The sequence below is a fragment of the Corallococcus sp. AS-1-6 genome, assembly GCF_020037015.1.
Classification (GTDB): domain Bacteria; phylum Myxococcota; class Myxococcia; order Myxococcales; family Myxococcaceae; genus Corallococcus.
Map to the genome: position 1 here is coordinate 54,835 of NZ_JAIQDE010000020.1, position 22,757 is coordinate 77,591.

At 72.1% G+C, this 22,757-nt stretch carries 22 protein-coding genes; 6 read left to right on the top strand and 16 right to left on the bottom strand.

The window, feature by feature from the left end:
• Positions 1-173: 173 nt before the first annotated feature.
• Entirely contained in the window at positions 174-1,181 is a 1,008-nt protein-coding gene (locus tag K8612_RS25220) for an isocitrate/isopropylmalate dehydrogenase family protein (protein ID WP_223764162.1), read from the top strand.
• A 78-nt stretch (positions 1,182-1,259) separates the two neighbouring features.
• Here the strand turns inward: K8612_RS25220 and K8612_RS25225 are convergent, their stop codons facing one another.
• The 3 genes from K8612_RS25225 to K8612_RS25235 are packed head-to-tail and all read right to left on the bottom strand — an operon-like array spanning position 1,260 to position 3,391.
• The gene (locus tag K8612_RS25225; protein WP_223738874.1) at positions 1,260-1,637 is read right to left on the bottom strand and encodes a translation initiation factor; all 378 of its coding nucleotides are present in this window, start codon (positions 1,635-1,637) and stop codon (positions 1,260-1,262) included.
• A 27-nt stretch (positions 1,638-1,664) separates the two neighbouring features.
• The gene (locus K8612_RS25230) at positions 1,665-3,068 is read right to left on the bottom strand and encodes a vitamin K epoxide reductase family protein (protein WP_223764163.1); all 1,404 of its coding nucleotides are present in this window, start codon (positions 3,066-3,068) and stop codon (positions 1,665-1,667) included.
• Positions 3,065-3,391 (bottom strand): cupin domain-containing protein, encoded by a 327-nt coding sequence (locus K8612_RS25235; protein WP_223738872.1) that lies wholly within the window; start codon positions 3,389-3,391, stop codon positions 3,065-3,067. The genes K8612_RS25230 and K8612_RS25235 overlap by 4 nt, the downstream gene beginning before the upstream one ends.
• A gap of 38 nt (positions 3,392-3,429) precedes the next feature.
• Between K8612_RS25235 and K8612_RS25240 the strand changes: the two genes are divergently transcribed.
• A complete protein-coding gene (locus K8612_RS25240; RefSeq protein WP_223764164.1) occupies positions 3,430-4,506 on the top strand; it encodes a folate-binding protein YgfZ in 1,077 nt (358 codons plus the stop codon).
• 60 nt (positions 4,507-4,566) lie between these two features.
• Here the strand turns inward: K8612_RS25240 and K8612_RS25245 are convergent, their stop codons facing one another.
• The 7 genes from K8612_RS25245 to K8612_RS25280 all read right to left on the bottom strand — a co-directional run bounded on the left by K8612_RS25245 (position 4,567) and on the right by K8612_RS25280 (position 10,687).
• Positions 4,567-5,661, bottom strand: coding sequence for a hypothetical protein (locus K8612_RS25245; protein WP_223764165.1), 1,095 nt, complete (start codon positions 5,659-5,661; stop codon positions 4,567-4,569).
• Between the two features lie 136 nt (positions 5,662-5,797).
• Entirely contained in the window at positions 5,798-6,673 is an 876-nt protein-coding gene (locus tag K8612_RS39360; RefSeq protein ID WP_306799721.1) for a DoxX family membrane protein, read from the bottom strand.
• Positions 6,674-6,708: 35 nt separating this feature from the next.
• Positions 6,709-8,319 (bottom strand): bifunctional UDP-sugar hydrolase/5'-nucleotidase, encoded by a 1,611-nt coding sequence (locus K8612_RS25260; protein WP_223764166.1) that lies wholly within the window; start codon positions 8,317-8,319, stop codon positions 6,709-6,711.
• A gap of 96 nt (positions 8,320-8,415) precedes the next feature.
• The gene (locus tag K8612_RS25265) at positions 8,416-8,763 is read right to left on the bottom strand and encodes a rhodanese-like domain-containing protein (protein ID WP_373692136.1); all 348 of its coding nucleotides are present in this window, start codon (positions 8,761-8,763) and stop codon (positions 8,416-8,418) included.
• 105 nt (positions 8,764-8,868) lie between these two features.
• Positions 8,869-9,210, bottom strand: a complete 342-nt coding sequence (locus K8612_RS25270; protein WP_223764167.1) for a co-chaperone YbbN — start codon at positions 9,208-9,210, stop codon at positions 8,869-8,871.
• Between the two features lie 207 nt (positions 9,211-9,417).
• Positions 9,418-10,179, bottom strand: a complete 762-nt coding sequence (locus tag K8612_RS25275) for an anti-sigma factor (RefSeq protein ID WP_223738865.1) — start codon at positions 10,177-10,179, stop codon at positions 9,418-9,420.
• Entirely contained in the window at positions 10,166-10,687 is a 522-nt protein-coding gene (locus K8612_RS25280) for an RNA polymerase sigma factor (RefSeq protein WP_223764168.1), read from the bottom strand. Before K8612_RS25280 ends, K8612_RS25275 begins: the two co-directional genes overlap by 14 nt.
• Before the next feature lie 195 nt (positions 10,688-10,882).
• Between K8612_RS25280 and K8612_RS25285 the strand changes: the two genes are divergently transcribed.
• From K8612_RS25285 to K8612_RS25295, 3 genes are read left to right on the top strand one after another with little or no spacing between them, the layout of a single operon-like run.
• The gene (locus tag K8612_RS25285; protein WP_223764169.1) at positions 10,883-11,575 is read left to right on the top strand and encodes an MBL fold metallo-hydrolase; all 693 of its coding nucleotides are present in this window, start codon (positions 10,883-10,885) and stop codon (positions 11,573-11,575) included.
• A 28-nt stretch (positions 11,576-11,603) separates the two neighbouring features.
• On the top strand, positions 11,604-12,059 hold the full coding sequence (locus tag K8612_RS25290; RefSeq protein ID WP_223764170.1) for a beta-lactamase hydrolase domain-containing protein: 456 nt from the start codon (positions 11,604-11,606) through the stop codon (positions 12,057-12,059).
• A gap of 35 nt (positions 12,060-12,094) precedes the next feature.
• On the top strand, positions 12,095-12,868 hold the full coding sequence (locus tag K8612_RS25295) for an MBL fold metallo-hydrolase (protein ID WP_223764171.1): 774 nt from the start codon (positions 12,095-12,097) through the stop codon (positions 12,866-12,868).
• Between the two features lie 45 nt (positions 12,869-12,913).
• Here K8612_RS25295 and K8612_RS25300 read toward each other — a convergent pair whose 3' ends face one another.
• The 5 genes from K8612_RS25300 to K8612_RS25320 form a co-directional block, all read right to left on the bottom strand.
• Entirely contained in the window at positions 12,914-13,147 is a 234-nt protein-coding gene (locus K8612_RS25300; RefSeq protein WP_223738860.1) for a hypothetical protein, read from the bottom strand.
• Entirely contained in the window at positions 13,144-13,374 is a 231-nt protein-coding gene (locus K8612_RS25305; protein ID WP_223764172.1) for a hypothetical protein, read from the bottom strand. The genes K8612_RS25300 and K8612_RS25305 overlap by 4 nt, the downstream gene beginning before the upstream one ends.
• Positions 13,375-13,460: 86 nt before the next feature.
• Positions 13,461-14,624: a 4-hydroxyphenylpyruvate dioxygenase gene (hppD, locus tag K8612_RS25310; protein ID WP_223764173.1), complete on the bottom strand. Its 1,164-nt coding sequence runs from the start codon at positions 14,622-14,624 to the stop codon at positions 13,461-13,463.
• A 40-nt stretch (positions 14,625-14,664) separates the two neighbouring features.
• Positions 14,665-15,324 (bottom strand): maleylacetoacetate isomerase, encoded by a 660-nt coding sequence (gene maiA / locus K8612_RS25315; RefSeq protein WP_223764174.1) that lies wholly within the window; start codon positions 15,322-15,324, stop codon positions 14,665-14,667.
• Complete coding sequence (locus K8612_RS25320) at positions 15,321-16,301, bottom strand: fumarylacetoacetate hydrolase family protein (RefSeq protein WP_223764175.1); 981 nt, start codon at positions 16,299-16,301, stop codon at positions 15,321-15,323. The genes maiA and K8612_RS25320 overlap by 4 nt, the downstream gene beginning before the upstream one ends.
• A 440-nt stretch (positions 16,302-16,741) precedes the next feature.
• On the opposite strand from K8612_RS25320, the gene K8612_RS25325 reads away from it, so the two are divergent.
• Positions 16,742-21,700: an ATP-binding protein gene (locus tag K8612_RS25325; RefSeq protein WP_223764176.1), complete on the top strand. Its 4,959-nt coding sequence runs from the start codon at positions 16,742-16,744 to the stop codon at positions 21,698-21,700.
• On the opposite strand, the gene K8612_RS25330 is transcribed toward K8612_RS25325, so the two are convergent.
• A complete protein-coding gene (locus K8612_RS25330; RefSeq protein ID WP_223764177.1) occupies positions 21,701-22,732 on the bottom strand; it encodes a class I SAM-dependent methyltransferase in 1,032 nt (343 codons plus the stop codon).
• Positions 22,733-22,757 lie beyond the last annotated feature (25 nt).

The following is a 22,757-nucleotide window of genomic DNA, read 5'->3' on the forward strand; positions in this document are numbered from 1 at the left end:
CGAGCCCTTGCGCCGGGGCCCGCCCCCTGCCGTCACGCCCCGGGCGGCTCCCCCACGGTCCCCCGCCGGGCGGCCGGACGGACCACCCGGGCTGATGGGGGCCATGCCCGGGGGTGAATTCCGGCCGCTTTCGCCCTTCCGGCCCTCCCGGATTTGTGGTGTGAACCGCCCCCATGGCGAACACGCGCACTGTGACGGTCATCAACGGCGACGGCATTGGTCCCGAGGTCTCCGCGGCCACCATCCGCGTCCTGGAAGCCCTCAAGGTCCCCCTGGAGTTCGAGTTCAAGGACGCGGGCACGGAAGTGGTGGCCAGGTTCGGCACCAACCTGCCCCACGAGACGGTGGAGGCCGTGCTGCGCAGCGGCGTGGCGCTCAAGGGCCCCACCGGCACCGTCGTGGGCGGCGGCCTGCCTTCCGCGAACGTGGGCCTGCGCAAGCGGCTGGACCTGTACTCGTCCCTGCGCCCGGTGAAGAGCGTCCCCAACGTCAAGACGCGCTACGAGAACGTCGACCTGGTGGTCGTGCGTGAGAACACCGAGGACCTCTACGCGGGCCTGGAGCACATCGTGGTGCCGGGCGTCGTGGAGGCCATCAAGGTCATCACGGAGAAGGCGTCCACGCGCATCGCCCGCTTCGCCTTCGAGTACGCGAAGAAGAACGGCCGCAAGAAGGTGTCCGCCATCCACAAGGCGAACATCATGAAGCTGTCGGACGGCCTCTTCCTGGACTGCTGCCGCAAGGTGAGCCGCGAGTTCCCGGAGGTCGCCTACGACGAGGTCATCGTCGACAACCTCTGCATGCAGTTGGTGAAGGACCCGACCCGCTTCGACGTGATGGTGCTGGAGAACCTGTACGGCGACATCGTCAGCGACCTGTGCGCGGGCCTGGTGGGCGGCCTGGGCATGGTGCCGGGCGCCAACATCGGCGAGCGCACCGCCGTCTTCGAGGCCGTGCACGGCACCGCCCCGGACATCGCGGGCAAGGGCATCGCGAACCCCACCGCGCTGATGATGTCCGCGGTCATGATGCTGGAGTGGCTGGACCTGCGGGAAGCGTCCCAGCGCATGGCCAACGCCATCCAGAAGGTCTACGGCGGCGAGTCCAAGGTGCGCACCGGCGACCTGGGTGGCAGCGCCACCACGCGCGAGTTCACCGACGCCATCATCGCCGCGCTGTAGTCCTCAACGCGCGGAAGGCGGCACCGCGACACAAGCCAGGGGGCGGGAGGATTTCTCCTCCGCCCCCTTCGTGCTTCTTCAGCCGACGATGACCTTGCGCACGCCCCGCGCCTCCAGGAGCGCGGGCAGCCGTTCGCGCTGGTCACCCTGCAGCACCAGCGCGTCCTCCTCCACCACGCCCCCGCAGCCCAGGCCGCCCTTGAGCGCCTTGAGCCAGGTGTCGAGCTGGGCGGCGGGCAGCCCCAACTGCTCCACCACCGTCACCTCCTTGCCGCCCCGGCCCTTGCGCTCCATGCGCACCACGGCGCGCGCGGGCCCCTTGGGCTCGGGCTTCTCGCGAGGCGCGGGCGGAGGAGGCCCCACCGGCAGCGCCTCCCGCTGCGCGGACAGGGCGGCGAAGGGGTTGTTGAAGGGCCCCGGCGGCGGGGCCTCGTCCTTCTTGTCGCGCTTGCCCATGGCGTCCCGTGCGCTCCTGGTGTCCCTCTACGGGTGGGCGTGGCCCTCGTGGCCGGGGGCGCCGGTGCCACGCGAGCGCGGAGGCGGCAGGGCGCTGAAGCCGGGGGCGTCCGGGTTTCCGCCCGACAGCACCAGCGCGTAGATGAGCGGCGCGGACGGGGGCACCTCACGGCCGTTCACCAGCACCAGCGGCGTGCCCTGGATGTTGAAGCGCATGGCGTATTCAACGTCCTGGCGCAGCTTCCCGATGGTCTCCGGCGCCGTCATGCACCCCTCGAGCTGCGGGCGCGCCACGGAGCCGGAGCTGGCGATCTCCATCACCTTGTCCGTGTCCAGGAAGGCCTGCGCGGCGAAGAGCTTCTCGCGCAGCTCCCAGAAGTCCTTCGCGCCCTCCAGGCACACCGTGGCCCGGGCCGCGGCGCAGCGCACGCTGAGCGCGTCCGGTCCGCGGTTGGGGATGGCCGGGTTGCACTGGCCATCCAGCGGGAACTGGCGCGCCTCCACGGACAGCGAGCCCTTGGGGGCGTGCTGCTTGATGAGGGCCAGCTCCTCCACCAGCGCCTTGCAGTGGGGGCACTTGCTGTCCGTCCACTCCAGCACCTTCACCGGCGCGTCCGCGGGGCCGTAGAGGGCGCGCGGCGGGTAGGCCGCGAGCTTCGGCGTGGCCGACCGGTACACGGCGAGCGCGTCCGACAGGAACTGGCGCTGCTGCGGATCCAGGCTGGTGATGAACTCCGGCAGCGTGGTCGGCGGCGCGGGCGGAGGCGGGGTGCTGCTGGAGCTGTCCGGCGTCCGCGTCTGGGTGGAGGCCACCGGCGGCAGGAAGGCGCCGGCCTTGGGCGCGTGCGGCGTGGCCCGGCCGGGCATCAGCATGGCCACGAAGGCGACGGCGGAGATGCCCACGGTCCACTGGAGCGTGCCGCCCCACTCGCCCGCCTGGGGCATCAGGGGGCCGGGCAGGCCGCGCCACGCCACGCCCGCGAACGCGAGCACCAGCACGTAGGTGCCCAGGCACGTGGGGCACACCACGCCCACGCTCGCGCTGACGCTGGCGAACACGGCGACGGAGACGACGCCCGCGGCCGCCAGCAGGCGCAGGCCGCTGGCCGCCGGACGCACCGAGCGGCCCGCCTTCGCCCACGCGAGGTACAGCGCGGCGAGGCCCACGGCGGACAATCCCCACACGAGCCCCAGGCCCGCGATGGGGATGCCCAGCGTGTCGTGCACGGCGCTGGCGAAGTCCGAGTTCCAGACGGTCTCGCAGTTGACGTGCTCATTGATGCCGCAGCTCGTGGCGCCACCGGCGCGCAGCGTGAGCAGCTCCATCCATTGGTAGACGGCGAGCGCACTGGTGAGGAGGCCCAGCACCAGCAGCGCGAGTGCGCCACGGGTGGGGACGGGGGCGGCCGGGGTCGGGGCCTTCTTGCTCATGCGTGCTCCGGAGGGGGGGTCATCAGGACGAGGAGGCGGGCGTTGTCCGGGCCGTCATTGACGACGCCGTGTTCGGTGCCCGCGGGGGCGAAAAGGGTGGAACCGGGGCCATGCGCCGCTTCCTCGTCACCGATGCGGAAGCGACAGCGCCCCTCCAGCACGAGGTACACCTTGTCGGACGTGGCGTGCCGGTGGGGTTTCTGCGCCTGGCCCGGGGCCAGGCAGTACACGTCGAGGAAGAAGCGACCCGACTGGAAGACGGTGTGCTTCTGGAGCTTCTCCGTCGAGAAGCCCTGGAAGGCCGAAAGCTGCTTCACATCCATCGTGGCATCCGCTCCTGCGCCTCTATATAGCGACGGGCATGGAACCGCTGACGCTGCATTTTGTTCACGAGCGGGTGGGTGCCCGCTTCATTCCGGTGGGTGGCCGCGAGGTCGTGGCCGGGTATGGAGACGTGGGCGCGGAGTATGGCGCGGCGCGCGACGCCGTGGCACTGCACGATGCGTCCTACCGCGAAATCCTCCGGATAACGGGGGAGGATCGCGCCTCCTTCCTCCACGGCATGGTGACCCAGGAGGTGAAGAACCTCCCGGTCGGCTCGGCCGCCTATGCCGCCTTCCTCACGGTGAAGGGCGCCATGGTGGGAGACGCACGCATCCTCAAGCGGGAGGACGACCTCCTGCTGGACCTGGAGCCCGGCCTGGGCGCCAAGGTGCGGGAGTTCCTGGACAAATACCTCATCTCCGAGGACGCGGAGCTGCACGACGGCACCCCGGACCTGGCGTGGCTGAAGCTGCTCGGCCCCCGGACGGCCCAGGTGCTGGCCGCCGTCCCGGGCGGCCCCCTGGAGCCCCCGGCGCCCCTGGCCAGCCGCAAGGCGTCCCTCGCGGGCCAGGAGGTGTGGCTGTTGGGGACGGCGCTGCCGGGCGGGCTGTCCGGCGTGGACGTGCTGGTGCCGCGCGCGGGGCTGGAGGCGGTGTGGGCGGCGCTGGTGGAGGCCGGCGGGGCGCACGGGCTGAAGCCGCTGGGGTTCGACGCGCTGGAACTCGTCCGGGTGGAGGCGGGGGTGCCGCGTTACGGGCAGGACATGGTGGACACCACCATCCCGCTGGAGGCGAACCTCACGAACGCCATCTCCTACAACAAGGGCTGCTACATCGGGCAGGAGGTCATCGCCCGGGCCACCTTCCGCGGGCACATGAACCGCAAGCTGGCGGGGCTGCTCTTGGGGGAGAAGGACGTGGCGCCCGGCACGGAGCTGCGCCGGGGTGAGAAGAAGGTGGGCTGGGTCACGAGCGTGGTGACGTCCCCGGTGAAGGGTCAGCGGGTGGCGCTGGGCTACGTGCACCGCGACTCGCTGGAGCCGGGCACGGAGCTGACGCTGGGCGAAGGCGCGGGCACGGTGACGGTGGCCGCCCTGCCCTTCACCGCCGCCTGACGCGCCCCGGCGTTCAATTCCTCTCAAAGAGAACGGCGTCCCGGCCACCCTCGCGAGGACCTAGCGCCGGTGCTGGAGGGACAGACCGAGCAGCCCCGTGGGTGCGGGGGACGCGGCGCCAGAGGTCGCGTCGCGGGGTGAAGGCCGCCAACTGCCCCCCAGCGTGGCCCGGACCGCGTGGTGGTCGACATACCAACTGAGGCCTCCCTCCAGCCGAAGGCCGCGAGCGGAGTCCTCCAGTCCCTCGCCAGCGGTCCTGGCCACCATCACCCACGGCTCCATCACGGTGGCCCCCGGGCCGGGCAGGTTGACGCCCGCGCGGACATGCGCGAGCAGCGCGCGTCCCTTTGCGGAGGCCACCTGGTGAAGCTCGGCCGAGAGCACCACCGGGCGCAGGCGCAGCAACGCGTCCACTCCCAACGAATGGGCATCACCCACCGCGTCCGTGCTGCCCTGCAGCGCGAGGGTGAGGCCCTGCCGGAGGCCCAGGTCATTCATGGGCAGGCCGAGGGCGTACGTCTCCGCCTCGGGCATCCCCAGGGTGAGGGCGGCGCGGGCCAGCAGCAGCGGCGGGCGCCCTTCTCCCTCCGGCCCGGGCCGGGCCATCACCACGCCCGCGTCGTAGCGCACGCTCCAGCCCTGCCTCAGCACCAGCCCTCCCACGTCCAACCCCGGAGCCCGCCCCGCCCCCGCTCCGGTGAGGTACTGGCGCAGGGGGCCCTGGGTGAAGGCCTTGTCGAGCGAGTCCACCACGAAGCCACTGGTGAGGCTCTCGCGGCCCAGTTGGGGACGAAACCACCCCACGCTCAGCCAGACCTGATGGGGCAGCACGGTGAAGGTGGCGCTGGCCTCATGAAGGGCGGGCGACGGCCCCCGGACCGGACCGGGCAGCAGGGTCACTCCGTCGAAGGACACCTCCACCGAGCCCCGCACCCACTCCAACCCGCGCAGGCGCACCCCCACGCGCCCCCGCCGCAGGCGCACGGTCGCTGAGTCCCCGGCCCGGAGCTGCTGGTCGAGGCGCACCTGGAGCCCCTCCTCGAGCTCCAGCCGCGGCCCCGCCTCCTTCTCGGCCTGGGCCGGCAGCGGCAGGCCGGCCATGGCCAGCAGCCCGAGGGACAGCAGGGCCCGCCTGATGGGAATCGCGCTCGCCACGGGACGGAGCGCTACGCCCCGTCCGGGCGGGCGCCGGGGGCCTGGGACGGCGCCGCGACGAGGGGGCCGAGGACGGGCGGCAGGGTGCGGTTCAATCGAACACCTCCACTTCCAGGTCGACACGGGGGACGGGCGGCTAGAGCTCCACCGAGCGGAAGCCCTCGGCCTGCCGCTGGAGGGCCTCCACGAGGCCGTTCTCCACCACCTCCACGGAGGGTGACAGCGCGGCCGGGGCAATCCCCTTCTCCGCCAGGGTGAGCCCGCACGCGACCACCCGGATGCCGGCCTGCTTCGCCTCCACGAGCCGCGCCTCCATGGCGTCCCCCGCGAGGAGCGAGGTGATCGCGGGCCCGCACACCAGCACCTCCACCTCTCGCGCGGGAAAGCCGAGCCCCTTGAGCGACTGTTGGCCGGCGGCCAGCGCGGCCTTGAGCTGGGGTGGCTGCTGCACCAGGAAGAACACCCGCTCCGTGGAGCCCGCGCCGCGTCCGGCCGGGACACCGGGGGCCAGAGGCTGTCGCGCGAGCGCCGGCAGCGCCAGGGCCAGGGCCAGGACGCCCACCGCGCCCGCCACCGGGAGCCGGAGTCGGGGGCGCGAGGCCAGCCATGCGTCGACGCTGACGGGGCCCGCGCCCTCCACGGCCCAGTGCAGCAGTCCGCCCAGGAGGGCCACGTTCTTGAAGAGCGGCCCCATGCCCCCGGCGGCGCCCACCTGCACGGTGAGGGTGATGGGGACCAGCACGGCGAAGAGCGCGACGGCGGCCCAGCGCGTGAGCGTCCCGGTGAGCAGGGCCACCCCGCCGAGCAGCAGCACCGCGCCGCTCAGCACGACCAGCATCCGGGGAGAGGCCAGCCCGCTGACGAGGGCGGCCCCCGGGGCCTCCGCCAGGCGCCCCACGATGGTGTCAGGAGCGAGCAGGTGCTTCGCGCCAGCGGTGAGGAAGATGAGGCTGAAGAGGCCGCGGAACGCGACCTGCGTGGCGGCACGAAGCCTGGGAGCGTGAAGGTTCATTTGAGGGTCCTTGGAAGGGTTGGGGGAGCGGGAGCTCACTGGGGGAGCTGCTGGGTGCGCAGCACCGGGGGGAGGTCCTCGCCCACCGCGCGGCCCTCCAGCGCGTCGTGCAGCCGCGGATTGCCGGCGAGGAAGCGGCGCAACGCCTCATGCGCGTCCACGTCCAGGACGCGCGGCTCCTGGACGCCGGGGATGCGGCAGACCATGTCCGGGGCATCCCCTTCCCGCTCGCAGGCCGTCACGGTGTAGAGGCGCGCGTCGTCCACCGGCTCGCCGCCGACCTCCAGGGCCAGGAGCCGCTGCCCCTTGGGCGCGCCCGCGCGGAAGCGCAGCGTCATCCCCGAGGGGCGCGGCAGCCACCCGCCGAAGCGCTTCTCCGGGTCCTTCGCGAAGACGTTCTCCAGCTCCTGCTCCCAGAAGGCTCGCAGTTGGCGGCCACTCACCTTGCCCGTCTTCAGCTTGTTGACGATGGGGAAGACGTTCCACAGGTCCGCCTCGCGCACCGGCCCGGGCAGCAGCGGCGTGCCGAAGCGGAAGCCATTGGAGAGGCCGATTTGCGTCCCGCCAGCGGCGCGGATGGCGTCGGCCAGCACGTTGTCCAGCGGGTTCTCCACCACCGCGTAGCGCGCGAGCGTCACGCCGGTGTGGCCCACCGCGGGGGCCAGCGCCGCCTCGTGCGGCGCGAGCGCGGCATCCACGAGTCGCGCCACCTCCGGGTCCTCGGGGAAGCGCGAGGCGGTCAGCTCGATGAGCTCCCAACGGCGGTCCACCACCTTCCCCGCCTCCACCCACAAGTCCAGCCGGCCGAGGAAGGAGCCGAAGGCGCCGGGCTCCACCACCCAACTGCCGGCCTGCTCGATGGGCACCTCGGTGCGCTCGTGCGTGTCGCCGGACAGGTGGACGTCCACGCCGGGCACGCGGGCGGCGAGCCCCACCGCCTTGGCGAGCCCCACGTGCGTCATCAGCAGCACCACCTGGGCACCCTCGCGCTCGCGCACCTCCCGCACCAGCGCGGGCAGCGCCTCGGGGCCGTCGTAGCGCAGGCCCTGGCTGTAACCCGGGGGCTGGCGGCGCGGGACGTCCGGATCCGTGAAGCCGACGACGGCCACCTTCACGCCGCCCACCTCCTTCACCAGGTACGGCGGGAAGAGCCGCTCGCCGCTCCTCGCGTCGCGCAGGTTCGCGGCGATGAGCGGGTGCTTCAGCTCGCGGGCGCGCTGCCGCAGCACCTCGGGGCCGTACACCACCTCCCAGTTGCCGGGCACCGCACCGTCCAAGCCCAGCGCGTTCAGCGGCTCGATGAGGGCGCGGCCCTCGGTGAGCGCCGCCGCCCCCGACCCCTGGAGCGTGTCCCCCGCGTCGAGCACCAGCACGTCACCGCCGCGCTCGGCGCGGATCCGCTGGATGGCGGCGGCCACGCGGGCGAAGCCGCCGGCCTCCTCGATGCGCTCCTTCCCATCGCGCCAGAACAGCTCCGGGTGGGCGCGCAGTTGCGCGTGCAGGTCCGCCACGAAGAGGACGGTGAGCTGCTCGCGCCGGGGCGTATGGGCGCGGGCGGCCAGGGAGCCCGGCCGCGTCAGGGCACAGCCGGAGCCCAGGCCGCCCAGCGCGAACAGCGCGCCGAGCAGGGAGAACAGACGCATCATCGTGAAGCACCTTGGGTGAGGGGATCAGCGGATGGGACACGAGGCGCGCCGCGAGAAGTTCCCGCGGCGGGCCGGCGCCCCGGCCACCTCCACCCGTCACTCCCAGGCCGACATGGGGCCCAGGTTGAAGACGTCCTGGAAGCCGCGCTCCTTCAGGAAGAGCTCGGCGCGGCGGCTGCGCGCTCCACTGCGGCAGTAGACGACGAGGGGCTTCCGCGGCGAGCCGAGCTCGGCGAACCGCTGGGACAGCTCCTCCACGGGGATGTTCACCGCCCCGGGAAGGTGCCCAGCGGCGAACTCCTCCGGCGTGCGGACATCCACCAGCGTCGCACCGGCCTCCACCCGCTGGTGGGCCTCGGCTCCGGCGGAGCGAGAGTGCGCACAGGAGACGAGGAACGGAGCGGCGGCCAGGACGGCGACGACGACGACGAGGACGGACTTCACGGAGCGGCTCCCATCAGGCCCGGAGGCCCGCGAGTGCCCCTGGGAAGTGGGGCACGCGCGGGGTGAGAGCCACCCCGGCGCGGAAAGGATTCTCCCCGCCTGGCGTCAGGAGCCCGAGCCGCCGCCGCTCGCGGGCAGGGCGTGGGGCGCGCCCGGAAGGAGGAGCCCGGCACAGCGGATCCCCGCGATGGACTCCAGGCCCTCCCGCAGTGACGTCAGGGACTGCTCGCCCATACGGCGCGCCACCTCCTGGCCCGCGCCATCCAGGAAGATGAACGTCGGCACGCCGCGGATGCCGTAACGAGCGGCGGCCTGCCGTCCCTCGGCGGTCCCGACATCGAGGCGAAGAACGCCGACGCCCTGTCCCGCGCAATGGTGCCCGGCCAGGGCCACCACGGGCTCCATCCGCTGGCAGACAGGACAGCTCCGGCTCACGAACTCCACCATCGTCGGGCGCCCGAGCCGGTCCAGCGCGGACGGGCCGTGGGGGGACGGGACGAAGCCCTCCTCGGGGAGCGCGCACGCCGCCTCTCCACCGGGAGGACGCAGGGCGACAGGAACGTCAGCAGGCCCGCGAGGAAGATGCCAGGGAGACCCAGAACCATGCCCCCGAGGACACGGCCGGGAGCCTCGGAAGTTCCCGGCCTCGCGTCCTCAAGGCGCCAGGCGGGACAGGGCGTCGATGAGGACCGGCGGCTCCAGCTCGGAGACGGCGAGCGCGGCCTGCCCGCCCGCGCGCGGCGCCACGCAGATGCGCTCACCGATGGGGCCCTGCGTGCAGCGCGTGCTCGCTCCGGCGAAGCTCTCCGCCTCCCGCGCCGCGGGCGAGCCCGGTGGCGGCAGGAAGAGCGTCATCGCCGTGCCTCCTTCGTGCCGGTACAGCAGCGAGGCGGAGAGCTGTCCATGCAGCCGGCAGCGGCGGGCGCCCAGCAGCGTCGCGCCGGGCACCACCGGCACCTCCACCGCGTAGCCCACCTCCCGCGCCACCCAGGCCTTCACCGCGCCCGGGTCCGAGGACTCGAACTCGCAGGGCGTGGCGCGCGAGAAGGCCTTGAGGTGGTGCCGCTCCAGGTCCATCGCCAGCGCGTCGTTCATGCCGCTGGGCCATGACGTCCAGAGGATGCCCACCGACGCGAGCGCCGCGGCCAGGCCCGCCGCCAGCCTCCGCCTCGGGAGGGACGGCCGGGAGCCAGGGGCCAGGCGGGAGACGCGCGCCGCCAGCTCGGGCGGCACTCGCGTTGGGACGGCCCCCTCCGCCTTCAACGCCTCGCGCAGCGAGCCATAGCGGGCCGCCTCCCAGGTGCACCCCGCGCACCGGGACAGGTGGTGCTCCACGGCCTGCCGCTCATGGGCCTGGGCCTCCCCGTCGAACCACGCGGACAGGCGCTCCTGCCACTCCGGGCTACAGGCTTCCATGGGCCTTCTCCTTCTCGAGGAGGTCGAGCATCGCCAGCCGCGCCCTCGCCAGGCGCGAGCGCACGGTGCCCACCGGGCAGCCCTGCACCCGGGCGATCTCCTCGTAGCTCAGCTCTTCGACCTCTCGCAGCCACAGCGCGTCGCGCCACTCCGGCGCCAGCGAGTCCAGCGCCGCCTGCATCCCCGCGCTGAGGGTGCGCGCGTGCAGCTCCGCTTCCATGTCCGTGGAGGGCTCGGCGGGAAGCGCCTTGCCCAGCCCGCCCTCCAGCACCTCCAGGTGGGGGCGCAGGCCCCGGCGGGAGTTCAGGAACACGGTGCGCTGCACGGCGAGCAGCCAGCCCTTGAGGCGCTCCGGATCCCTCAGCTCCCCGCGCCGCTCCAGGGCGCGCGCCACCGTCTCCTGCACCAGGTCGTCCGCCTCCGCGGCGCTGCCCGTGAGCCGGCGGCCCACCCGCCGGAGGGCGGGCAGGTGCACCAGGGCACGTTCGATGAAGGACCGGCTGCTCACGTTGCTCCAGGACACGGTGACGGCCGCGAAAAGTTCCCGGCGGCGATGAAGCGGGCGACGCGCCCCTCCGAGCAAGGAAGGGAGGAGGCGATGACGGCTCGTGAGAACCAGATTCGGAGGGAAGGGATTCAGCAGGGGGGAAGGTCCTGAATCCTTCCGCCCGCCCCCTGGCTCTCATGGACAGGAGGCTACGATATGATTTTCCGCCAGCTCTTCGACGCAGAGACCTCGACGTATACCTACCTTCTTGGCGACGAAGCGACGCGCCAGGCTGTCCTCATTGATCCCGTGCTGGAGCAGGTCGACCGGGACCTGCGGCTCGTGGGCGAGCTGGGCCTCACCCTCACCCACGTCTTCGATACGCACGTGCACGCGGACCACGTCACGGCGTCCGGCGTGCTGCGCGAGCGCACCCAGGCCACGGTGGTGGGGAGCGTGGGAGGTGCCGCTTGCGCCAATGTCCAGGTGCGCCACGGAGACGAAGTGCGCGTCGGGGGGCTCGTCTTCCAGGTGCTCGCCACGCCGGGCCACACGGATGACAGCGTCAGCTACCTGCTGGGCGACCGCGTCTTCACCGGCGACGCGCTGTTCGTGCGCGGCAACGGCCGCACCGACTTCCAGAACGGCAGCGCGAGCCAGCTCTACGACAGCCTCACCCGCGTCCTCTTCCGCCTGCCGGACGAGACGCTCGTCTACCCCGGGCACGACTACCACGGTCACATGGCGACGAGCATCGGCGAGGAGAAGCGGCACAACCCGCGCGTCGCGGGCAGGAGCCGCGAGGAGTTCATCGCCATCATGGACAACCTCCACCTGCCCAAGCCCAAGAAGATCGACATCGCCGTCCCGGCCAACCGCGCCTGCGGACTCGTGGTGCCTTCACCGTGAAGAGCTTCACAACCCGAGGAGGAGAACCATGGCAACGGAGCGCATCAAGCTAGGTGAGCGATGGACCGTGGAGCTGTCGCAGCCCACGCGGGAGCGGGTCGAAGCGCTCGCGGCGGAGGGGTTCCGCAGCCTCGTCAACCTGCGCACCTCGGAGGAGGTGGGCCAGGCCCTCTCACCGGATGAAGAGGGGGCGGTGGCCCGCCAGCACGGACTCCAGTACCTGCACATGCCGGTGTCCCCCTCGAACCTCGGAACCGAGGCCGCCAGGAAATTCGACGAGGCGGTGGCACGCCTCCCCGCGCCCACGCTGGTGCACTGCGCCTCGGGGCGCCGCGCGGGGCTCCTCACCCTGACGCAAGTCGCCCGGGCCGAGGGGCTCTCCGGTGACGACGCCGTCGCCAGGGCCGAGCGGCTCGGCATCGAGCTCAACGATCAGGCGAAGTCGATCCTCAGGCAGTACGCCGACGGCGAGGGGCGGCGCTGAGCCCTGGACCGCGGGGCCACGAAAGGAACGTCCTCATGATCTTCCGTCAGCTCTTCGAGCCTGAGTCCTCTACGTACACCTATCTCTTCGGCTGTCCGCGGACGGGGCAGGCCGTGCTGCTCGACCCCGTGCTGGAGACGGTGGACCGGGACCTCGAGCAGCTCCAGCGGCTGCAACTGAAGCTCGCGTATGTCCTGGAGACGCACATCCACGCGGACCACATCACCTCCGCGTGCCGGCTGCGCAACCTCACCGGGTGCAAGATCGCGCTCCCGGCGCTGGAGCAGGTGTCGTGCAGGGACGTCGGTGTCGAGGAGGGGCGGCCATTCAGCGTGGGGAGCCTCCACTTCCAGCCGCTCTTCACCCCGGGCCACACCGACACGCACCACAGCTACCTCGTCGAGCTCCCGGGCGTCATGCGCGTCTTCACCGGGGACGCCCTCCTGATTGACGGCTGCGGCCGGACGGACTTCCAGAGCGGCGACTCCGCGGCGCTGTACCGCTCCATCCACGAGAAGCTCTTCCCGCTGCCGGACGACACCCTCGTGTACCCGGCGCACGACTATCAGCACCGTCACGTGTCGACCGTCGCGCAGGAGCGCGAGCGCAACCCCCGGCTCGGCGGCAAGACCCTCGCGGAGTTCAGCGCCATCATGGCGAACCTCAAGCTCGCCTATCCCAAGAAGATCGACATCGCCGTGCCCGCCAACCGCCTGTGTGGGGATTGTCCTCCGGAGGCAGTGGAGCAACTCCATGCGCTCGGAGGGAAGTCAGCGCAGGGTGTGCCGGCTCCGGACGGAAGCGCCTGAGGGCCGGGACCCCCTGCGCCTCGGGCCGTGGTGCCTGGAACGGGCCTAGCGGGATCTGCGCCAGCGCAGCTCGCGCAGCACCGCTCGCGGTCCTTGCTTGAACAGCGTGATCAACATCCCCAGGACGACCAGCAGAAGCACCAGGAAGAGCGGACCCAGCACGACGCCTCCGAGCAGTCCCACCACCGCCCAGCCGATTCCGGATCCAAAACCCCAGACAGCGCCCGTCACGCCACCGATGGCGGCTCCCACGAGCATGATGGGTTCAATGAGGGTCATGGGGAGTTGGCGTCGCAGTAGACGTACTTCGTCCCGGTGGAGCAGCCCATGACGGCACACTGCGGGTCCCTCCGGGCCTCTTCGTCCTTCTGGATGAGGGCCTGGAGGTCGTCGCCCTTCGCGCAGGACAGACACTTCACCTCTGGCTCCACCCCGCCGCAGCAGCCACAGCCGCAGGCGACGTAGGTGGCGGTGCAGTCCAGGGGCGCCTTCGCGCAGTGGCTCATCCCGCTGCAGGTGTGTGAGCCGTAGACGACCCGCTCACCCGGGCGGAAACCGGCCGCGATGATGCACGGCCGGCTCCCTCGCGAAGCTACACGCGCCCTTCAGCCTTCTGCGCGCGCTCGATGCTCTCGAACAGGGCGCGGAAGTTGCCGCCGCCGAAGCCCTGGTCGCCCTTTCGCTGGATGATTTCGTAGAAGAACGGGCCCGCGTCCGCCTGCTTGTAGAGGCTCGCCGCGTCCTTCATGAAGATCTGGAGCATGTAGCTGCGCTCCTTGTCCCCGTCGATGAGCACCTCCAGGTCGCGCAGGACGTTGATGTCCTCGTCGATCTTCTTGATGCCCATGCGCTGGATGCGCTCCGGCAGCGCGTCGTAGTACGAGCCCGGCGTCGGCATGAACTGGATGCCCGCGTTCTGCCGCATGTCCTTCACCGAGGACAGGATGTCCTTCACCGTGATGGCCAGGTGCTGCACGCCGTCACCGCGGTGGTCCTCGTTGAAGATGTTGATCTGGCTGGCCTTGAAGAACGGGAACTTGGGCTCGTTGTTCGCGAACTTCACGCCGCTCTTGGGGTCCCACATCACCTCGGACTTCAGGCCGCTGCCGTGGTCGCGCTTCTGCTGCGACGCCACGTCCTCGGTGTGGAACTCGATGTGCCAGAACTTCTCGAAGCCCATCACGTGCTCCATCCACAGGAGCATGGGCCTCATCGTCTGGAAGTTCGACGTGACGTGGTCCAGCTTGTCGAAGCCGTACTTGTTCTTGCCGCCCTTGGGCTGCGCGTGCACCAGGAAGCCCGGGTAGATGGACTTGTAGTTGTCCCGCTGCAGGAAGCGGAACGTGGTGTCGCCAAACGGCGTCGTGATGGAGAAGAACGACAGCTTGCCGCCCGCGTCGTCCGTGAAGCGCTGGATGTCCGTGATGAACGTGGCGCCCCGCTGCTCCAGCAGCTTGAACGTCTTCTCCACGTCCTCCACCACGAAGTTCAGCGTGCCCACGCCGTCCGGGTGCTTGCGCAGATAGCGCCACGCGCGGCCGCCCTCGCCCACGGGCTGGCTCACCACCAGGGCGATTTCACCCGCCTGGAACAGCGCGGACTTCTGCTTGCCGTGCGCCTCCAGCTCCGGCCCGGACACCGCCACCTCCGCGAAGTCCAACCCCTTCGTGTAGAACTGGCGGCTGCGCTCCAGGTCATGCACGTACCAGTGGATGCTCTCCAGGGCCTTGATGCCCAGCGATTCCTGCTTGGCCATGTCGCTGACTCCTCGTGGTGATGAAGAAGGTATTGAGTGACTACGCCGGCTGCGCGTCGGGCTGCCGGTCCGGCTGCGCCGCCTGGAAGGCGGGGAGTTCGTTGCACGCCGCTTCAATCCGCAAGAGCGTGGGGTAGGGCTTCAGGTCTACACCGAACCGGCGGGCCCCGTAGAGCTGTGGAACGAGCAGGACGTCCGCGAACGACACTGCGTCTCCCACACAATAACGCCCCGCCGTCGCCTGCACCGCCGCCTCCAGCGCCGTCAGCCCGTGCACGTTCCAGTGCGCCGCCCAGGCCTTCTCGTCCGCCTTCAGCTCGTTCTTGATGCGCAGCGTTACCGACGTGTTCTGCAGGGGCTGCATGCCGGCGTTCACCATCTCCGCCAGCATGCGGGCCTTCGCGCGGAGGTACGCATCCGTGGGCAGGAGGGCGGGCGAGGGCACGCGCTCCTCCAGGTACTCCAGGATGGCCATGGACTCGGAGAGCTTGCGCGTCTGCCCGTCCGCCTCCGTCCACTCCAGGGTGGGCACGCGGGCCATGGGGTTCAGCGCGCGGTAGTCCGGGGTGAACTGCTGGCCGCCGTCCTTGAGCAGGTGCACCGCCAGGTACTCGAAGGGCAGCCCCTTCCAGTTCAGCGCGATGCGCGCGCGCCAGGACGCGGAGGAGCGCCAGTAGCCGTGCAGCTTGAGGTTCCTCATGGCGCCTTCACCACCGTCTGGGAGATGCGGCCGAAGAGGCTGTGCCCTTCCCCATCCAGCATCTCGATTTCGATGGTGTCCCCGGGCTTCATGAAGGCCGTGCTGGGCTTCCCAGAGTCGATGGTCTCGATCATCCGGCGCTCGGCGAGGCAGGAGATGCCGCGGGAGCGGTCCTCGTTGGACACCGTGCCGCTGCCCAGGATGGTGCCCGCGGTGAAGGCGCGCGTGCGCGTCAGGTGCTGGATGAGGTCGCGGAAGGAGAAGTGCATCTCCGGGCCCGCGTCCGCGTCGCCCACGAGCTGGCCGTTGAGCGTGCTGCGCATGCGCAGGTGCACGCGGCCGTCCCTCCACGCCGGGCCCAGCTCGTCCGGCGTCAGCGCGAAGGGGCCGAACGCGGTGGCGGGCTTGCTCTGGAAGAAGCCGAAGCCCTTGGCCAGCTCCTCCGGGATGAGGTTCCGCAGGGACACGTCGTTGGCGATCATCACCAGCTTGATGTGCTTCTCCGCGTCCTCGGCCTTCGTGCCCATGGGCGTGTCGCCCAGCACGACGCAGACCTCGCTCTCGAAGTCCAGGCCCCAGGCCTCATCGCGCAGCGGGATGTCCTGCGTGGGCGCCAGGAAGTCGCCGGAGCCGCCCTGGTACACCAGCGGATCCGTGCGCAGCGTGGCCGGCGGCTCCGCGTTGCGCGCCTTGCGCACCAGCACCACGTGGTTGATGTACGCGCTGCCGTCCACCCACTCGTAGGCGCGCGGCAGGGGCGCGTGCAGCGCCTTCACGTCCAGCGGGCGGCTCTGCACCGCGCCGGCTTCCAGTTGCTGCGCCAGCGCGCGCAGTTGCGGCTCCTTCGCGTCCCAGTCATCCAGGGCCGCTTGGAGCGTGAGGGCCACGTTGGTGGCCAGCGCGTAGGCGGAGTTGTCCCGCTTGACGACGATGAGCCGACCGTCGCGGGTTCCGTCCTTGAGCGTCGCGAGCTTCAATTCCGCGCTCCCTCGGCGGCCTGTGGGGGAGGAAGGGGGAGGCCGCCTGACCCGACGGGCTTTTCCGCCGGGCCACCAGACGAGTCAAGCACGCCCGTTGAACGCGGCGCGGCATCCTTCCTTCCTCCAGCAACGTTGCTGGCCGCTCGCATTCGCGCGGCTGTCGGCTGAAGGACAAGCGCGGGCCGCCGTGCGCCGGGGCGTCGTGGAAATCCACGTGTTCGCCTGTCGGGCCGCCTGCTCCACGAACGGACAGGGGGCACCGGGGGATGGAGGCGGGAAGCGGGCGCGTTCCGACTGTTCAAATCCCGAGCAGCGCGCGCACCGCGCGGGCCGCTCCCCCCTGGCAGGGACCCGGGCGGAAACCCAGCTTGAGGAAGAGGGACATCCGGCCGACCACGCCGCCGGGCGACGCGGTTGGGGGCTCGCGAGGGCATTGAATGGCGCAAGGCTTCCAACAGGCCGGCGACACCCCCAGGGAGCCACACCCGGGCCAGCGGCTGGGCAACCGCTACGAGCTGCGCCAGCGGGTGAAGGCCGGCCGGGGCATCTCCACGTGGCAGGGGTTGGACCTGCTCACGCACGAGCGCGTGCTCGTGAAGGTCACCGCCCTGGCCGCCTTCGTCCCCACGGCCCGCCACCGGCTGGAGCACGAGGCGGAGGTGCTGTCGCGGCTGCAGGGCCCCGCGCTGGTGCCCGTGCGCCACCTGGGCACGTCCGCCGAGCTGCTCTACCTGGTCACCCCGTGGGTGGACGGCGAGACGCTGGAGGAGCGGCTGCGGCGCGGCGCCCTGTCGCTGCCGGAGGCCATCGTCCTGGGCCAGCGCCTGCTGGAGGCGCTCGCGGAGGCGCACCGCGAGGGCGTCCTCCACCGCGACGTGAAGCCCTCCAACATCCTGGTGCGCGACTTCCCGCTGTCCGCCGCGTGGCTCACCGACTTCGGCCTGTCGCGCAGCGAGCGGTTGGACCCGTCCCTGCGCGATTTGCCCGTGGGCACCGCGCGCTACATGTCCCCGGAGCAGGCGGGGCTCATCAACCGGCCGGTGGAGGCGCCGTCGGACCTGTACTCGGTGGGCCTGGTCCTCTTCGAGGCGCTGTCCGGCCGCCCCGCCCTGGAGGGCGCGACGGTGGGCGAGGTGCTGCGCCTGCACCTCACCGCGCACCCGCGCCTGCGGCCCGTGGGCGTGGAGGTGCCGCTGGCGATGGAGGAGCTCATCGCGCGGCTGAGCCAGACCGACCCGCGCGACCGCTACCAGTCCGCGGACGCCGCGCTCGCGGACCTGAACGCGCTGGAGGCCGCGCTGTCCCGGGGGGAGGCGGAGCCCGCGCTCGTCACCGGCGCGCACGACCACCGCCAGAGCCTCACCGAGCCGTCCTTCGTGGGCCGCCGCGAGGAGCTTTTGACGCTGGAGCGCGAGCTCGAGCGCACGCGCGAGGACGGCTCGCGCGCCGTGGTGGTGGAGGGCGAGTCCGGCGGCGGCAAGAGCCGGCTCCTGGAGGAGTTCTCCGCCCGGGCCGCGGGCCAGCGCGCGTGGGTGCTGCACGGCCAGACACAGGACCAGGCCGCGCAGCGCCCCTTCCAGCTCTTCGCGGGCGTGGCCGAGGGCATCGCCGCCGCCGCGCGCGAGGAGCCCGCGCTGGGCGCGCTCCTGCGGGAGCGGCTCGCGGGCCAGGAGGCCGGCCTGTGCACGGTGCTGCCCCCGCTCGCGGAGGTGCTCCTGCCGGACTCGCGGACGGCGCGGCCCCAGGGGCTGGGCCCGGAGTCCCTGAGCGAGAGCCGCAGCGTGTGGAGCCTCACCGCGCTCTTGAGCGCGCTGGGCACGCCGGACGCGCCCGCGGTGGTGGTGCTGGAGGATTGCCAGTGGGCGGACACGCTCACGCTGCGCGCGCTGGAGGCGTGGTCGCAGGGCCGCCGCGCCGGGGACGGGCGGCTTTTGCTCATCGTGTCCTTCCGCAGCGAGGACATCCACGCGGACCACGTGCTCAGGCGCCTGGCGCCGGGCGCGCACCTGAAGCTGTCCGCCTTCGGCGCGGCGGAGGTGGCGCTGCTGGCGGAGTCCATGGCCGGCGTGCTGCCGCCGGAGGCCGTGGAGCTGGTGACGCGGCTGGCGGAGGGCAACCCGTTCATGGCCTCCGCGGTGCTGCACGGGCTGGTGGAGGACGGCGTCCTCATGCCCGGCCCGGAGGGCTGGTGGGTGCAGCCGGAGGCGATGGCGCACGCGCGCTCGTCGCGCCAGGCGGCCACCTTCCTGGTGCGGCGCCTGCGCCTCTTGCCACCGGAGTCCCTGCACGTGCTCAGCGTGGGCGCCGTGCTGGGCAAGGCCTTCGACGCGAAGGCGGTCGCGGCCCTCTCCGGCACGCCGCTGGAGGCCGTCACCACCGCGCTGGAGCCCCCGCGCCGCCGGCACATGCTGTGGACGCAGGGCACGCGCTCCACCTTCGTGCACGACAAGCTGCGCGAGGTGCTGCTGGACCTGCTCTCCCCGGAGGAGCGCCGGGAGCTGCACCGGCTGGCCGCGCGGGCCGCCCAGCAGTCCGCGCCCACCGACCCGTTCGAGCTGGCCTACCACTTCGACGCGGCGGGCGAGAGCGCGCAGGCCCTGCCCTACGCGCTGGTGGCCGCGGAGCAGGCGCGCCAGCGCTTCTCGCTGGACACCGCGGAGGTGAACTACCGCATCGCCGAGCGCGGCGCCTCCGGCGCGGACGCGCGCACCCGCTACCGCATCGCGTCCGGGCTGGGCACCGCGCTGATGATGCGCGGCCGCTACGACGAGGCGCAGCGGCAACTGGAGACCGCGCAGGCCCTGGCGCACGACCGGCTGGAGCAGGGCCGCACCCTGGGCCACCTGGGCGAACTCGCCTTCAAGCGCGGCCAGACGGTGCAGGCCAACGCCTACCTGGAGCAGGGCCTGAAGCTCCTGGGCCGCTGGGTGCCGCCCGGCACGCTCACCACCGGCGCCAGCGCGGCGTGGGAGATCCTCACGCAGGCCGCGCACACCGTGGCGCCGCGCCTGTGGCTGGGCCGCAAGTCCCTGGCACGGGGCGAGGAGGACCTGCTCGCGGTCAACCTCTACAGCCGGCTCGCGTACGGCTACTGGTACCAGCGGGGCCGCGCCGCGGTGCTCTGGGCGCACCTGCGCGACATGAACCTGGCGGAGCGCTACCCGCCCACGCCGGAGCTGGCGCAGGCCTACTCCGCGCACTCGCCCGCGCTCACCACCCTGCCCTGGTTCCAGCGCGCGTACGCCTACGCGGAGAAGTCGCTGGCCCTGCGCCAGCAACTGGGCGACGTGTGGGGCCAGGGCCAGTCGCTGCACTTCTACGGCCTGGCCCTCTACGCCTCGTCGCGCTTCAGGGAGTGCATCGAGAAGTGCCGCGAGGCGGTGCGCCTGCTGGAGCGCACCGGCGACCCGTGGGAGGTGAACAACGCCACCTTTCAAATCGCCATGTCGCTCTACCGCCTGGGCCGCCTGAAGGAGGCCGCGGCGGTGAGCCAGAAGCTGCACGCGGCGGCGCTCGCGCTGGGGGACCGGTACTCGCTGCGCCTGGGCCTGGAGGCGTGGGCCAAGTCCACCGGGGGCCGCATCCCCGCGGCGCTGCTGGAGACGGAGCTGGCGGCGCCCACCGCCACCGACCCGCAGTCCTTCGCGGGCGTGCTCCAGGCGGAGGGCCTGCGCCTGTTGCGTGAGAACGAGCCCGCGCGCGCCGCGGAGGTGCTGGAGCGCGCCGAGCGCGTGGTGGAGGACGCGCACCTGCGTCAGGAGTACGTGGCCCCCATCACCCCGTGGCTCGCCACCGCGCGAAGGCGCCTGGCGCAGCAGGCCAGCCCCCTGAACCCGAAGCAGCGCGACCGCCTGCTCGCGGAGGCGGACGGCGTGGCGAAGCGCGCCCACGAGGTCGCGCGCACCTACCGCAACAACCTGCCCCACGCGCTGCGCGAGCGCGGCCTGATGTGCGCGCTGCGTGGCCGGCCCGCGCGGGCCCGCAAGCACCTGGACGAGGCCCTGCGCGTGGCCGAGCAACTGGAGATGCGCCAAGAGCGCGCGCTCACGCTCCAGGCCCGGGGCGAGGTGGGCCGGGTGCAGGGCTGGCCCGGCGCCGCGCGCGACCTGGAGACGGCGGCGCGCGAGCTGGAGGCCATGGAGGACGGCCTGCACCGGGAGGCAGAGCACGCCACGGGCGTGGAGACGCTGTCGCTGGTGGACCGCTTCCCGCGCGTGCTGGAGGTGGGGCGCAGGCTCGCCTCCGCCCTGTCGCGCGAGGCCGTCTTCGAAACCGCGCGCCAGTCCATGCAGGAGCTGCTGCGCGCGGAGCGCTGCGCCGTGGTGGACCCGCGCGCGGTGGTGTCCGAGGAGGACGCGAAGAACCAGGGCCTCAGCCGCACCGCGCTCGCGCGCGCGCTGGAGACGGGCCGCATCACCGTGCTGGGCCAGGGGCTGCCCGGCGGCATCAGCGAGAGCATGGAGCTGCTCGGGGTGCGCTCGCTGTTGTGCGCGCCGCTCCAGGTCCGGGGCAAGACGGTGGCCTGCGTGGTGGCCAGCCACCGCAAGGTGGGCGCGCTGTTCGGCGAGGACGAGGAGCGACTGGCGTCCTTCGTGGCCATCCTCGCGGGCGCGGCGCTGGAGAACGCGGAGAACTTCGAGCGCGTGGCCGCCCTCTCCGAGGAGCAGGGCCGCCTCTACCGCGAGGAGCAGGAGGCCGTGCGCCGGCGCGACGACTTCCTGTCCATCGCCGCGCACGAACTGAAGACGCCGCTCACGTCGCTGCAACTGCACATCCAGGGGCTCCAGTCCCAGGCCAGGGGCGCGCCCATGGCCCCGGAGAAGCTGACCGCGAAGCTGGAGTCCGCCTATTCGCAGACGCAGCGGCTGGGGAAGCTGGTCAACGACCTGCTGGACATCTCCCGCATCGCGCAGGGCCAGTTGCACATCAAGCGCGAGGACGTGGACCTGGTGGCGCTGGTGCGCGGCCAACTGGAGCGCAGCCGCGAGGCCCTGGTCCGCGCCGAGTGCGAGGTGCGCTTCCACGCCAGCGAGCCGCGCCTCATCGGCCACTGGGACGCGCTCCGGCTGGAGCAGGTGGTGGGCAACCTGTTGACCAACGCCATGAAGTACGGCGCGGGCAAGCCCGTGGAGGTGACGCTGGACGGGGACGCGACGCGCGTGCGGCTGGAGGTGCGCGACCACGGCATCGGCATCGCGGAGGAGGACCGGGCGCGCATCTTCGAGCGCTTCGAGCGCGCGGTGTCCGTGCGCCACTACGGCGGCTTCGGGCTGGGCCTGTGGATTGTCCGCGAAATCGTCCAGGCGCTGGGCGGCAACATCGACGTCGCCAGCGCCCCGGAGCAGGGCTCCACCTTCACCGTCACCCTGCCCCGCTCCGGCTCACCGGTGCACTGACTACCGGCGCGTCACCTCCAGGTAGATGACGTTGTCCTGCGAGTCGCGGAACAGCCGCACGCCGTCCACCTGCTCCAGCGGCGTCTCCGACAGGAGGCCGCGCATGCCGTCCTCGTCCCGGTAGGTGAGCCACCAGTCCATGAAGGCCTCCATGTAGCCCGTCTCCGGCGGGTGCACCGCGAAGTTGGCCACCAGCAGGCGTCCACCGGGGCGCAGCATCTGGAAGAGCAGCGCGGTGAGGCGGGCGGCCACGGAGTCCGACAGGTAGTCGTACAGCCCGGCGGAGTACGCGAAGTCCAGGTCGTGGAACGCCGCCTTGCCCGCGAGCAGGGAGCGGACCGAGCCGCACACCGGCCGCACGATGCCACTGGGGTGCAGGCGCGAAATCTCCGCCAGGCTCACCGGGTCCTGGTCGAACGCGATGAGCTCCTGGAGCCGCCGCTCCGCCACCGCGCGTGACGACTCCGCCTCCCGCAGGTGCCCGCACGCCACCGACAGCACGCGCCCGTCGGGCCGCCGCCCGGCCGTCTCGTCCATCATCCGCGCGAGCAGCTCCCGGCGCTCGCGCACGCTGCGCGCGGAGGGCTGCCCGTGCATGTAGCGGTAGATTTCACGGCCCGCGTGCAGCTCGTCCGCCGCGTGGTCCATGTAGAGGTAGTCGATGAGCGCCGCGTCCCCCGCGTAGCCGCGCGGCCGCTCGAAGGCGTGCCGGGTGAAGGGGCACTGGTGCAGGAAGGGGCGCATGGGGTGCTTGCGCGCCAGCTCCTGGCAGAAGCGCTTCCACACCTCCGGGCTCCACTGCCGCCGCCGCTGGATGAGCCCCCCGTGCAGGGCCGTCATCCCGGCGTGCAGCGTCTCGTCCGGCCCCTGCACCATCCGCGAGTGCAGGCGGTCCAGCCACTCCCGGGCCTCGGTGAGCGCTTCCTCCGCGGGGGTCGCTTCCTCCCTGGGGGCGTTCACCAGGACGAGGTGGTTGGTTTCAGGCGCGACCGGCAGAGCCGCGCCGTGGACCGACAGGATGGGCTGGCGCATAGGCATCATCCTGACAACCTGGGAG

Coding starts and splice junctions, on each gene's coding strand:
- K8612_RS25220 (WP_223764162.1), top strand. CDS start 174: ATGGCGAACACGCGCACTGTGACGGTCATCAACGGCGACGGCATTGGT.
- K8612_RS25225 (WP_223738874.1), bottom strand. CDS start 1,637: ATGGGCAAGCGCGACAAGAAGGACGAGGCCCCGCCGCCGGGGCCCTTC.
- K8612_RS25230 (WP_223764163.1), bottom strand. CDS start 3,068: ATGAGCAAGAAGGCCCCGACCCCGGCCGCCCCCGTCCCCACCCGTGGC.
- K8612_RS25235 (WP_223738872.1), bottom strand. CDS start 3,391: ATGGATGTGAAGCAGCTTTCGGCCTTCCAGGGCTTCTCGACGGAGAAG.
- K8612_RS25240 (WP_223764164.1), top strand. CDS start 3,430: ATGGAACCGCTGACGCTGCATTTTGTTCACGAGCGGGTGGGTGCCCGC.
- K8612_RS39360 (WP_306799721.1), bottom strand. CDS start 6,673: ATGAACCTTCACGCTCCCAGGCTTCGTGCCGCCACGCAGGTCGCGTTC.
- K8612_RS25260 (WP_223764166.1), bottom strand. CDS start 8,319: ATGATGCGTCTGTTCTCCCTGCTCGGCGCGCTGTTCGCGCTGGGCGGC.
- K8612_RS25270 (WP_223764167.1), bottom strand. CDS start 9,210: ATGGTGGAGTTCGTGAGCCGGAGCTGTCCTGTCTGCCAGCGGATGGAG.
- K8612_RS25275 (WP_223738865.1), bottom strand. CDS start 10,179: ATGGAAGCCTGTAGCCCGGAGTGGCAGGAGCGCCTGTCCGCGTGGTTC.
- K8612_RS25285 (WP_223764169.1), top strand. CDS start 10,883: ATGATTTTCCGCCAGCTCTTCGACGCAGAGACCTCGACGTATACCTAC.
- K8612_RS25290 (WP_223764170.1), top strand. CDS start 11,604: ATGGCAACGGAGCGCATCAAGCTAGGTGAGCGATGGACCGTGGAGCTG.
- K8612_RS25295 (WP_223764171.1), top strand. CDS start 12,095: ATGATCTTCCGTCAGCTCTTCGAGCCTGAGTCCTCTACGTACACCTAT.
- K8612_RS25300 (WP_223738860.1), bottom strand. CDS start 13,147: ATGACCCTCATTGAACCCATCATGCTCGTGGGAGCCGCCATCGGTGGC.
- K8612_RS25305 (WP_223764172.1), bottom strand. CDS start 13,374: ATGAGCCACTGCGCGAAGGCGCCCCTGGACTGCACCGCCACCTACGTC.
- hppD (WP_223764173.1), bottom strand. CDS start 14,624: ATGGCCAAGCAGGAATCGCTGGGCATCAAGGCCCTGGAGAGCATCCAC.
- maiA (WP_223764174.1), bottom strand. CDS start 15,324: ATGAGGAACCTCAAGCTGCACGGCTACTGGCGCTCCTCCGCGTCCTGG.
- K8612_RS25325 (WP_223764176.1), top strand. CDS start 16,742: ATGGCGCAAGGCTTCCAACAGGCCGGCGACACCCCCAGGGAGCCACAC.
- K8612_RS25330 (WP_223764177.1), bottom strand. CDS start 22,732: ATGCGCCAGCCCATCCTGTCGGTCCACGGCGCGGCTCTGCCGGTCGCG.